At 41.7% G+C, this 11,299-nt stretch carries 11 protein-coding genes, 6 tRNA genes and 1 other RNA gene; 15 read left to right on the top strand and 3 right to left on the bottom strand.

Annotated elements, in window-relative coordinates:
• Positions 1-5 precede the first annotated feature (5 nt).
• The 15 genes from JR334_05095 to JR334_05025 all read left to right on the top strand — a co-directional run bounded on the left by JR334_05095 (position 6) and on the right by JR334_05025 (position 7,938).
• Complete coding sequence (locus JR334_05095) at positions 6-788, top strand: tryptophan synthase subunit alpha (GenBank protein QRN86592.1); 783 nt, start codon at positions 6-8, stop codon at positions 786-788.
• A gap of 244 nt (positions 789-1,032) precedes the next feature.
• The gene (gene phoU, locus JR334_05090; GenBank protein ID QRN86591.1) at positions 1,033-1,689 is read left to right on the top strand and encodes a phosphate signaling complex protein PhoU; all 657 of its coding nucleotides are present in this window, start codon (positions 1,033-1,035) and stop codon (positions 1,687-1,689) included.
• Positions 1,689-2,063, top strand: a complete 375-nt coding sequence (locus JR334_05085; protein ID QRN86590.1) for a hypothetical protein — start codon at positions 1,689-1,691, stop codon at positions 2,061-2,063. Before phoU ends, JR334_05085 begins: the two co-directional genes overlap by 1 nt.
• Positions 2,064-2,108: 45 nt before the next feature.
• An RNA gene (gene rnpB / locus JR334_05080) (RNase P RNA component class B) lies at positions 2,109-2,456 on the top strand.
• A gap of 119 nt (positions 2,457-2,575) precedes the next feature.
• On the top strand, positions 2,576-3,310 hold the full coding sequence (locus tag JR334_05075) for a GntR family transcriptional regulator (GenBank protein QRN86589.1): 735 nt from the start codon (positions 2,576-2,578) through the stop codon (positions 3,308-3,310).
• A gap of 11 nt (positions 3,311-3,321) precedes the next feature.
• The gene (locus tag JR334_05070) at positions 3,322-3,924 is read left to right on the top strand and encodes a flavodoxin family protein (protein QRN86588.1); all 603 of its coding nucleotides are present in this window, start codon (positions 3,322-3,324) and stop codon (positions 3,922-3,924) included.
• Between the two features lie 22 nt (positions 3,925-3,946).
• Positions 3,947-4,723: a deoxyribose-phosphate aldolase gene (locus tag JR334_05065; GenBank protein QRN86587.1), complete on the top strand. Its 777-nt coding sequence runs from the start codon at positions 3,947-3,949 to the stop codon at positions 4,721-4,723.
• A 9-nt stretch (positions 4,724-4,732) separates the two neighbouring features.
• Positions 4,733-5,770 (top strand): alcohol dehydrogenase catalytic domain-containing protein, encoded by a 1,038-nt coding sequence (locus tag JR334_05060; GenBank protein ID QRN86586.1) that lies wholly within the window; start codon positions 4,733-4,735, stop codon positions 5,768-5,770.
• Positions 5,771-5,872: 102 nt separating this feature from the next.
• Positions 5,873-7,327 (top strand): hypothetical protein, encoded by a 1,455-nt coding sequence (locus tag JR334_05055; GenBank protein ID QRN86585.1) that lies wholly within the window; start codon positions 5,873-5,875, stop codon positions 7,325-7,327.
• 97 nt (positions 7,328-7,424) lie between these two features.
• Positions 7,425-7,500: transfer RNA gene (locus JR334_05050), tRNA-Val, on the top strand.
• A gap of 5 nt (positions 7,501-7,505) precedes the next feature.
• Positions 7,506-7,581: transfer RNA gene (locus tag JR334_05045), tRNA-Asp, on the top strand.
• Between the two features lie 14 nt (positions 7,582-7,595).
• Positions 7,596-7,671: transfer RNA gene (locus JR334_05040), tRNA-Phe, on the top strand.
• A 12-nt stretch (positions 7,672-7,683) separates the two neighbouring features.
• Positions 7,684-7,758 (top strand) — tRNA-Gly (locus JR334_05035).
• A 3-nt stretch (positions 7,759-7,761) separates the two neighbouring features.
• Positions 7,762-7,836, top strand: a tRNA-Cys gene (locus JR334_05030).
• 13 nt (positions 7,837-7,849) lie between these two features.
• Positions 7,850-7,938 (top strand) — tRNA-Leu (locus JR334_05025).
• A 152-nt stretch (positions 7,939-8,090) separates the two neighbouring features.
• On the opposite strand, the gene JR334_05020 is transcribed toward JR334_05025, so the two are convergent.
• From JR334_05020 to JR334_05010, 3 genes are all read right to left on the bottom strand, one after another.
• Complete coding sequence (locus JR334_05020) at positions 8,091-8,939, bottom strand: 2-oxoacid ferredoxin oxidoreductase (GenBank protein QRN86584.1); 849 nt, start codon at positions 8,937-8,939, stop codon at positions 8,091-8,093.
• Positions 8,932-10,638 (bottom strand): 2-oxoacid:acceptor oxidoreductase subunit alpha, encoded by a 1,707-nt coding sequence (locus JR334_05015; GenBank protein QRN86583.1) that lies wholly within the window; start codon positions 10,636-10,638, stop codon positions 8,932-8,934. The genes JR334_05020 and JR334_05015 overlap by 8 nt, the downstream gene beginning before the upstream one ends.
• 248 nt (positions 10,639-10,886) lie before the next feature.
• Positions 10,887-11,291 (bottom strand): DUF4332 domain-containing protein, encoded by a 405-nt coding sequence (locus JR334_05010; GenBank protein QRN86582.1) that lies wholly within the window; start codon positions 11,289-11,291, stop codon positions 10,887-10,889.
• Positions 11,292-11,299: the final 8 nt, after the last annotated feature.

The following is an 11,299-nucleotide window of genomic DNA, read 5'->3' as shown; positions in this document are numbered from 1 at the left end:
GTATGATGGACCGTATAGCAAACGCATTTGCAAGAAGCAAAAAAGAAAATAAACATTTACTGATTGGTTACGTAACCGCTGGAGACCCAGCAATCGGTGATACAGTAGCACTGGCTAGTAAGATGATGGAATCAGGTGTAGGTCTGCTTGAATTTGGCCTTCCCTACTCGGATCCTTTGGCTGATGGGCCCTTGTTACAGGAGGCAGCAACAAGGTCCCTTAAAAACGGTACCACACCAGATACTGTATTTTCTATGGTTAAATCCCTGAGGGAAGACAGCGACAAGCCAATTGTGTTGCTGGTTTACTACAATACCATCTTGAACTATGGGGAGAAGCAGTTTGCCAATCAGTGCAAAAAATGCGGGGTGGACGGATTGGTCGTTCCAGATCTTCCAATGGAACATAGGGAGGGACTAGTGAGAGCCATTCACAATACTAACAAAGAAGGACCGGTCTTATCGTTAGTTCCATTGGTTTCTGAGCACAGTCATGAGCGGATTGAAACAATAGTGAAGGGTATGAGTGGATTTGTCTATTGTGTTTCTTATTCTGGTGTAACGGGAAAACAAGGGTGCTTTGACCAAAAGGTGGTAGATTTTCTACAAGAAGTTAGAAGCTATACAGACCTACCGTTGGCTGTAGGTTTTGGCATAAGAACTAAAAAAGATGTGGACTATCTATCTCAGTATGCCAATGGCATCATTGTAGGAACGGGAATCATGCGAAAGGCGGTAGATGAAGGAACTGAAAAAGTAGTTGAGTATATTCGTACTGAATTGGTTTAATTTAACAAAATCTTAATGCAATGAACATCCTAGAACAATAATTTCCAGCTATAATTAGTGTATCGATTTGTACTTTCAAATAAGATAAGGTGTGTAATGCTGTCTATTATGCAAAAGGCATGTATAATAGTGAAGGGAAAATTGAATTTTTGGAGAAAGTTACTAAGTATCATTGAAGCGTTTTATATGGATAATTATGCGTTAGCAATGATAATTGGTAGAGTAAAAGCTGGGGGTTACTAACATGGATACAAGGCAAGGATATTTACAGGAACTAGAACGCTTGCAAAATGAGATATTGAGCATGGGTGCAATGACCAAGGAAGCCATCATTAAGGCTACAGAGTCACTGAAAACGAAAAATGTATCTCTTGCAGAGGAGGTTAGGAAGGCAGATGACCAAATCGACAATAAGATGCAGGAAATAGAAACGGCATGCATCCGTATGATTGCAACACAACAGCCTGTGGCTACTGATCTTCGGAAGATAGAAGCGGGTATCAAAACGGTGTTGGATTTGGAAAGAATTGCAGACTATGCAGAAGATATTGCAAAGATTACCATAAAATTGCAAGATGAAGAACTTATCAAACCATTGACAGATATACCTAAGATGGCTCAGATCGCGCAACTAATGTTAGATAAAGCTTTGGATGCGTATGTCTTAGGAGATTCAGGCAAGGCTGAAAAAATCGGCGAGTGGGATGACCAAATTGATGAGTTATATGGGGCCATTGGTTCAGAACTAGTCAACGTAATTCAACAAGACCCCAGTACTGCAAAACAGGCATTACAGCTTATGCTTGCAGCAAAATTCATGGAAAGAATCGGAGACCATATAACCAATATTGCAGAAAATGCAGTCTATATTGCAACCGGGAAGAGAGTATCTATCAGCTGATGAAACAATACATACATAAAAAAAGTACAGATTTAGTGAAGCTTGAGGCGCATATCACGAGAATGAATAGAGGTGTGGTAGTGGCGATTGGTGGAGGGGATTCGCATATTGGGACCCTAATTCTAGCTGAGCCAAGAACCAGCTTGACAGGTGATGGCAGTATAAGTGCTACTTCATCGGTATTCAATCGCATCGGACATTTGGATGAGGCACCACTTAGGAAGAATGCTGAAATATTAGCTGCAACGTTAAATCAACCAGTTGTAGTGACCGGGGGCATTCATTTGGAAAGAATTGATAAGGATTCTATCGTAAAAATCATAGATACATGTGATTTATTTTTTAAAGAAATATTGCAAATTCTTGGGAACTGATGTTTCGGTTCCCTTTTTTATTGAACTAGATTATAATGTTGTAGGAAGCATAAGATAATCGCGCAACAATAGTTGTGAGGAAAGTCCTGGCTAGCGTAAGCTGAGAGGTGATTTACACCGGGTGTGGAGCCTGCTTACAGGAAAGGTGCGTGGTGCAAACCACGGGAGGGTAACCTTACGGCAGAGAAATCATCCCTCGTGGATGAGAATATCTTTAAAGTGCCATAGTGACGATGCCCATCGGCGACGATGGGAGTGAGACGACGTAAACCCCACCTTGCTAGAAACCCTCTGAGAGGGGAACCCGGTTTAGGAAAATGAACCGAACCCGGGTGCTTTGTTAAGAACAAAGTAAGAAAGATGATTATCCTAGACAGAATCAGGCTTACAGTGCTTCCCACTTTATTGCTTATAGATAAAACGTCAGTGACGTTTTATTTTTTATTGATATTTTCTCATGTATATACTATAATACTTGTGTAGTCGTATATACGTGTGTGAAGGAGAAAACAATGCCAATTGATACCAGTACACCGATACCCATTTACTACCAAATCAAACAGGAAATTCTAGAAAGAATCAACAAGGGAGATTTGAAACCAGGCGATCGCATTGAGTCGGAAGAAAAACTAGCCAAACGCTATGAGATTAGTCGCATGACGGCTAGACATGCAGTAACGCAGCTGGTAACGGATGGTCAACTATACAGGGTTCATGGTAAAGGAACCTTTGTCTGCAAACCAAGAGTAGAAAAATCTGTAGCCACCCTAACAAGTTTTGCAGATGATATGAAGAAAAAGGGCTATGAAACGCATTCTGATGTAATTTCCATGACGAAGATGTATCCAGATGAGGATGTACAGGAGATACTCAATTTGAAGGCAGAAGAAGAAGTATTCTGCTTGGTGCGGGTACGGTATGCTAACAAAGAGGCTATGTCTTATCAAAAAAGCTACTTACCAGTAAAGATGTTTCCGAATTTAGATCATCATGACTTTATTAATCATGGACTCTATGAAACGGCAAGCAAAGAATATGGGATTGACCCCATACAAGCTAAGCAGAGAATGGAAGCGCGAACTACGAGTGGTGCAATTGCGAAGCATCTCCAACTTGATGAAGGAAGCCCTATTTTTTTTGTTGAGAGAATTACCTATAGTGATAACAATAGACCTATGGAGTTGGCTTATTCCTGGCACAGAGGAGATAAGTATATATTTGAAATGAAACTTTATAGGGAGTCCTAGGAGGATACTGGATGAATTTATTGGCAGTAGTATGTTCACCCAAGAAACATAGAAATACGGACACACTGATTGATGCTGTACTTGAGGGTGCCAAAGAATCAGGTATTACACTTAACATAGACAAAGTCTACGTTAATAGTTTGAAATTTAGACCATGTCAAGACTGTGGCTATTGCCGTAAGGTGAATGGATGCTCTTTAAGAGATGACATGGATGATATTTATCCTTTGATTGAGCATGCCCATGGTGTAATTGTGGGAGCGCCGACCTATTATGGCGGTATGAATGCTCAGTGCAAGATGTTCATTGATCGCCAATTCCGTTATAACGAAATGGTGGAAAACGACGATGAATCGTGGACATTCCAAAGTAGAATTGCTTTGCGAAAGAAACTGATATTCGCTGGAACGAATGGTAGCTTTGGCGATGAATGCTGCAATAGGCAAGAAGCCATTATAGATCATTTATGCAACGACATTAATGCGGAGCATTATGAGAATATATATGCACATAAGACAGATTATTACCCTGTCAAAGAAAATGAATCATTGTTAGATACGGCAAAAAAACTGGGAAAAAGATGGGTACAAGACATCGAACAGAGCTTGCTGTAGTAAATAGAAATGGGAGGTTATTATGGGAAAAGAACGTAGACTGAGCAATATTTTGAAGAGTGATGGTAAGGCATTTATTGTAGCGATGGATCATGGTACGTTTAGTGCACCTGCTGGTTTGGAAAACATGGGTGAGATTATCGAACTGATCAAAGAAGGCGGAGCGGACGGCGTGTTGTTGAATCCGGGTGCTGCAAAAAAATATGCTGATCAGATGATAGGTTTGGGCTTAATTATGCGCACCGACTTGCCACCAACACTAATGTCCAAAGATGCTCATGAGAGTAGAAAAACGTTTGGTGTAGAACAAGCGTTATCCTTGGCTGCTGATGCAGTTATCGTAAATGGTGGTACTGGTACTGGCGTTGAAGAAATTACGTTAGATGCAATTGCAGCTACTGTTAATGAATGCGAACCTTGGAATATGCCAGTGATAGGTGAGATGGTTCCAGGTGGTTTCGATAGTCCTAAAGAATTAAAGAATGTAACCAATCTAGCTGCAAATGCTAGAATCGCTAGTGAAATCGGCGTTGATATGATAAAAATGCCCTATTGTGAGGGATTTGCGGATGTTGTAAAGCATTCTTTTGTACCCATTTTAGTATTGGGTGGTGCAAAGACTGACAACGATGTAGACTTTGTTTGTTCCATCAAAGATGCCATTGATGCAGGAGCAAGCGGTGTAGCAATCGGCCGTAATGTATGGGGACATGAGAATCCCAAACTGATGGCGAAAGCTCTTGCTGAAGTAATTCATGGCAATGCCAGCAAAATGGATATTGAGAAGATTCTCAGATAGGGGTTAATGATGAAAAAAGCAATAATTGTAGCAAAAGAAACATTTGAAATACAAGATGCACCAATTCCGGAACCCGGATATGGGCAGGTTTTAGTAAAAGTAAAAGCAGTTGGTTTGTGTACCATGGAGCAACGCTACTATAACGGTGGTGTGGAAGATTATCCGTTTCATGGCGGCCATGAAATCTGTGGCGAAGTTGTCAAATGTGGCGAGGGTGTAGCTCAAAATCTAGTTCCTGGCCAAAAAATTGTTGTGGCTTCCTTGACACGTTGTGGGGAATGCTATTTCTGCCGTAGAGGATTGGACCATCTGTGCGAAAATGCAGACGAAACACATGAGCCAGGCGAAATGTGGGGACCTGGTGGACTTGCTGAGTATATGCTAGTCAAAGGTTATGAAGTGTTCCCAATATCTGAAAGCGTAGATGAGACGTATGCAACCTTGGCTGAGCCCGTGGCTTGTGTGGTCAGAAGTGTAGAAAAAGGCCATCTTGCTTATGGAGACGTGGCAATTGTGCAGGGTGCCGGCGTAATGGGAATTCTTCATGTCAAATTGGCTAAACTAAAAGGCGCAATCGTTGTGGTAAGCGAGCCGGATGCTGCTAGAAGAGAAATGGCACTAAAGGCTGGTGCAGATTATGCAATTAACCCGCTAGAAGAAGATTTACGTACTTTTGTTAAGAGTATTACGGAAGGACGGGGTGCAGAAGCCTGCTACTTCACAGCAGGAGGCAATAAGGCAATCGAAGAAGGCCTTAAATGCATAGTTAAATGTGGCACCATGGTCATCTATGGTTCAGTTCGCCCTGCAAAACCGGTGGGCTTTATTCCAAACGATGTTCACTATGATGAGATTGTAATTACAGGCTCTATCAAAACAACCAAAGACAGCTTCCAAAAGTCTGCAAGGATTTTAGGAGAGAAACTGATTGATGTATCTGATTTGGTTTCTGAAACATATTCTCTAAAGGATATTGACAGGGCCTTTGAAAGAGCGCAAGCTATGGAAACATATAGAGTGGTACTTTTATTTAACGAAGAAAACTAGACACTACTCCTTGAAACAATCTCCAAAAGGTTTCAGGTCAATAAGAAAATAGTTAGGATATAGGATATGCTTAGCATATCCTATATGTGTATAGGAGAAATTATGAGTGACTATCTACTAGGTTTCGATATCGGAACTCAAAGTGCAAAAGGCATGATTTTAGACTGTTCAGGTCGTATTATGGCTGAAGCAACTAAACCACATGAGATTCTGCGCCCACATGCTGGATGGGCGGAACATGATCCGGAAACAAATTATTGGGAGTCTTTTAAAGAACTCTCTAAATCTATGCTTGAAAAATCAGGTATAGACGCGACAGACATTAAAGCGATTGGGGTAGATGCTTTAGTGCCTACCATGATGGCAGTGGATGAAAATGATACAGCTCTTAGGAATTCCATTCTGTTTATCGACAACAGAGCTGTGAAACAATTAGATGAGGCTAATGAAAAGCTCGAAACAAAGATATCTTTGGAAAAGGTGGTGCCTAAGATTCTTTGGTTTAAGGAGAATGAGCCTGATCTCTATGAAAAGACCAAGTATTTTACTTTGCCGCATAGTTATTTGGTAGCCAAACTGACGGGTAAAACGATGGTTGATGTTGATACCGCAAATGTATATGGCGAAATATTTGATGTTGAAAAAAATGATTGGGATCAAAAGCAGTGTGATTTGCTGGGGATTGATAAAAACAAGCTACCTCCGGCAGGTCCCATGAACCAAATTGTAGGTACAACCAATACGCGTGCTGCAGAGGCTGGTTTGCCAGAAGGCATTCCTGTTATCGTTGGTACTGGGGATAGCTATGCTAGTCTTGTGGGCTATGGGGCTGTGCATAAGGGAGACATGATGATTTATTTGGGTACTGCCGGCACCCAAATTATGTGTAAGCGAGAATTATTTGATGTGATAGATTCAATCCATATTTCGGATACGGGTAGGACGGTAGAATGGAAAGCCAATATGATTGCTTGCGGTCAAGGGCTAGAATGGCTTAGAACAAAAATAGCTGGTGAAGGCTATAGCTATGACCGGCTAAACGAGGAGGCTACTAAGTTACCCATTGGGTCGGATAAGTTGATTACATTACCGCATTATATGGGCATTAGAACACCTGAACCGGATGCTGTAGCCAAGGGCTCAATATTTGGGTTGGGACTTACCCATACACCTGTGCATATGTACCGCTCATTATTGGAAGGCTTAACCTTTGGAATGAAACAGGGTATGGATGCAATAGAAGATACCGTAAATCGTATTGTAGTCACTGGAGGTGGCTCTAACTCCGATTTGTGGTGTCAAATACTTAGCGATGCTTTAGGCCGTCCAGTTGAGGTTCCTGAAAGTGGTGGCGCTGCAATGGGGATTGCTTATATCGCTGGTCTATCTGTGGGCCTATTCTCGGATTATTCAGAGTTAGAGCAAGGCTGGATTAAACTTAAGAAAAGTATGGAACCGATTGAAAAGAATACCCAAGAGTACCAAGAGTATTACCAGATTTATCTGAAACTGAACGAGGCGATGGCACCGCTATATAGGCCTCTATACGATTTATAAAAAGCATTTTTGAATAATTGGCGTAAGTAAAAAATGATGTTAAAAGTGTTGACATTCACGTCTATCATCAGTATAATCATACTTGCGTCAAAGATGCGGGCGATTAGCTCAGCTGGGAGAGCGCCTGCCTTACAAGCAGGATGTCGGCGGTTCGATCCCGTCATCGCCCACCAAAAATGGCCCCGTGGTGTAGTGGTTAACACGTCGGCCTGTCACGCCGAAGATCGTCGGTTCAAATCCGATCGGGGTCGCCATTTTTGATATCTTTGCCTCGATAGCTCAGTTGGTAGAGCAGAGGACTGAAAATCCTCGTGTCCGTGGTTCAATTCCGCGTCGAGGCACCACATAAATAAAACGCGGAAGTGGCTCAGTGGTAGAGCATCGCCTTGCCAAGGCGAGGGTCGCGAGTTCGAATCTCGTCTTCCGCTCCAGATGGCGACGTAGCCAAGAGGCTAAGGCACAGGACTGCAACTCCTTGATCCCCGGTTCAAATCCGGGCGTCGCCTCCACTATTTGTCTTGGGCCCGAGTGGCGGAACTGGCAGACGCACAGGACTTAAAATCCTGCGAGGGTTAAACCTCGTACCGGTTCAATTCCGGTCTCGGGCACCACTTATAGTAATTCATTTTCAGAATATAAAGGCTTTAGAAATTCCATTTAGAATTTCTAAAGCCTTTTTTAGTATTTCATATCTTTTTACAAACCGTACTGTATACTCTAAATTTACTCCCTGCCAACTGGTCATTGAATAGGTTATAAAGCACTATTTGTGGTCGATTAGTTTTTGAACTGCAGATAGGTCTCTTTTTCTTGTGATGATTGGTTGGTCGCTAATCTTGTAGACAGCACAGTTTTCTTCATACGTTTTTTTACCCTTCTTTTGGTATAGGATTCCCAAAGGAAAAGGCGAGCTTTCTTGTGCTTTATTAAAGGCCATCTCAATTGAATCAGTTGGATCCTTCTCATCTAGGTAATAGGTGTTTTCCTTATACCAAGCAAATGTATTAACCTTATTGAAACTGACGCAAGGCTGAAAGATATCAACGAGGGCATACCCTTTATGCAGAATTGCTTGCTCGATGATTTTAGCACAGTGCTCTTCGTTGCTGGAAAAACAACGGGCGACAAAGGTTGCACCCATCGATAGGGCTATCAATAGTGGATTGAAAGGCTCGCTAATTACCCCGTCAACTTGAAGAGGTGTCTTATACCCCAATTGAGAGGTAGGCGAAGCCTGTCCCTTAGTGAGACCATATACCATATTGTTATGCACGATATGTGTTATATCGATGTTTCTTCGAATGTTATGCAGAAAATGATTACCACCTTCGCCATACATATCACCATCACCACCCTCAGCAATAACCGTTAACCGAGGATTTACAGATTTAATGGCAGCAGCTAGCGGAAGAGCCCGGCCATGCAAGCCATTAAAATAATTGGTCTGGATATATTGGGGCATTTTGGCAGCCTGTCCTATGCCTGAAGTTATCACTAATTGGTGGGGATCAAGGTCCAAGGACTCAAGTGCTTTTATAAGGGCATTGCGAATACCGAAGTCACCGCATCCGGGGCACCAAGCAATATTTTCATCATAATGATATTTACCCATGATTCACCTCATTCCACCTTTCTTCAATATATTCCAATGAAAAAGGAGCGCCGTCATATTTATGGATACGGTAGTCTACGTGGGCATCCAATTCCGTTGTTAGCAAGTTGGACAACTGACCAGTTGCGTTTCCTTCGATGCAGTAAATCGTTTTATTTCTTAGCAAATCGCCTAGATATTGTGGGAGCGGATAGAGTTGCTTTAAATGTAAGTAGGCAATATCTGGATCATTTTTTCGCTCAATCCATTCTTTTACAGCACTGTGGGTTGAGCCCCATGCAATAATTAGTTGAGAGGCGTCTTTTTTACCATACCATTCTTCTTGTATATAGTTTTTTAGAATACTTTTTTGTTTGCTTAGGCGCTTATCAGTCATGGAAACTCGAATATCGAAATCTTCTGTAATAATTCCACCTTCTGTATGCTCATCACTGTCCACTTTGATGAAACCATTTCCATACCCTGGAATGCCCCTTGGAGATATCCCGTTTTCTGTAAGAAGATAACGTTTATAATCTTGTTCTGTTTTCTGAATATGTGGTTTATCTAGCTGGTTTTCTAATGTAAAATGTTTCATCATTCCTAAAGAATCGACAAAGAATTGATCCGTTAGAACAAATACAGGGACCTGATAGGCATCTGCCAAATAGAATGCCTTTTGGGTTAATTCGATACCTTCTTTTAAGGTGCCTGGTGCTAGGATGATTCTAGGAAACTCACCGTGTCCTGCATAGAGTGTAAGGTTTAAATCAGCTTGTTCTGTGCGTGTAGGTAAGCCAGTGGCTGGTCCCGGCCGTTGTGCTAGGTGGATAACACAAGGCGTTTCAGTTATACCAGCAAGTGAAATGGCTTCTTGCATCAAGGCAAGGCCACCGCCGGAAGTGGTTGCTAAGCCACGAGCTCCTGCGTACCAGGCGCCAAGAACCATGTTAAGGGCAGCAATTTCATCTTCGGCTTGTTCTACCAAGACATCGAAAGCCACACCGTTTTGCGCTAAATTAATCAGTACACCAGTTGAAGGAGACATAGGATAGGAAGAAATATAATTACATCCTCCTGCTAGTGCCCCAATGGAGATTGCTTCAGAGCCATCGAGAATGCTGTAATTTGTTGGTTCCGGAATGTTCGAGATGTTTTTAATCTCGCGACATTCGTACTGGGTGCTAGTGCCTGCTTCATACCCTAGTTTAAAGGCTTCAATATTTTGGTCGATAATGGTTTGATCTTTCTTTGAAAATTTATCAGCAATCAATTCTTGCGCAGTTTCTTTGTTCAAATCCAGAATGGCCACTATATAACCGACTAGAATGGTGTTGGTGTAAAGCTTACCACCCGCTTTTTTTGCTAAACTAGATAGGGGGATAGAATATAACTGATTGGTTGGAACTTGAAGATGGCCTTTATCTATAAAACCCTCTTCAGAAAAAATAGTGCTTTCACTATTGATCCGTGGTAGTAGACGAGTTAGAGCGTGATCGTTTAGGAGAAACAGTAGATTGATAGTTTCTTTGTAAGCAAATACGTTTTGGCTGCTGATCCGAATTTCTGTACTGTTATTGCCACCTCGTACTCGGCTCATGATGTCTTTGGATGAACATACAAAATACTCCTTAGATATGGTGCGGACGAGCAAATCCTCAATAGTTTGAATCCCTTGCCCTGCTTCACCGGAGATGACTAAACACAGGTCTTGATTCATAATATACCTCCTAACCTATTCTACGATAATTATAACATGCCATCTTGCGTTATCATATTTTTGAGCTTCCATAGAGAGGATGTAGGTAAAAGATGATTTTATAAAGATGGAGGGGTAAAGGGTGTTCATCGACAGAAGTATGGAATCTGCAGTTAGTAAATTAATATTTGCATAAATAAAAGCCCATGGAATTGGTTGTGTTCCATGGGCTGATTCTATCAAAAGGTTCCATTTTCTTAATTGGATTATTAGTATTCCAACACTCTTGGCAAGGTTTTGGATTCTTCGATCCAATCAGAAATCATTTCTTCAGTTGGGATTCTTCGAACTAATGATTTTTCATCATTGACCTCTTGCATTTTCGTGGCGAGATTGCCCGGATTTCTATGCGCTAGTTCAGGAACTGTATCCACACCGGAAGCTTCTAAAAGTTCAGCATATTCTCCGCCGATCCCGTTAATGCGCATCAAATCAGCGTGGTTGACCCATGTTAGAATCAGTTTATGGGAGATTCCGCTTTCTTCAGCAAGCTTTTTGCGACCTGATGGGGTTTTTCCAGATTCTAACAATTTCGCAGTTGAAGTGACGCCGATAGATTTCAACGTTTCCTCATACTTCGGGCCTATTCCTTCGATTAAAGTTAGTTTTGACATTAAAAATC

Source organism: Clostridia bacterium (genome assembly GCA_016887505.1).
In the GTDB taxonomy this organism is placed as follows: Bacteria; Bacillota; TC1; order TC1; family UBA5767; genus UBA5767.
This window is presented reverse-complemented; position numbering and strand designations above follow the sequence as displayed.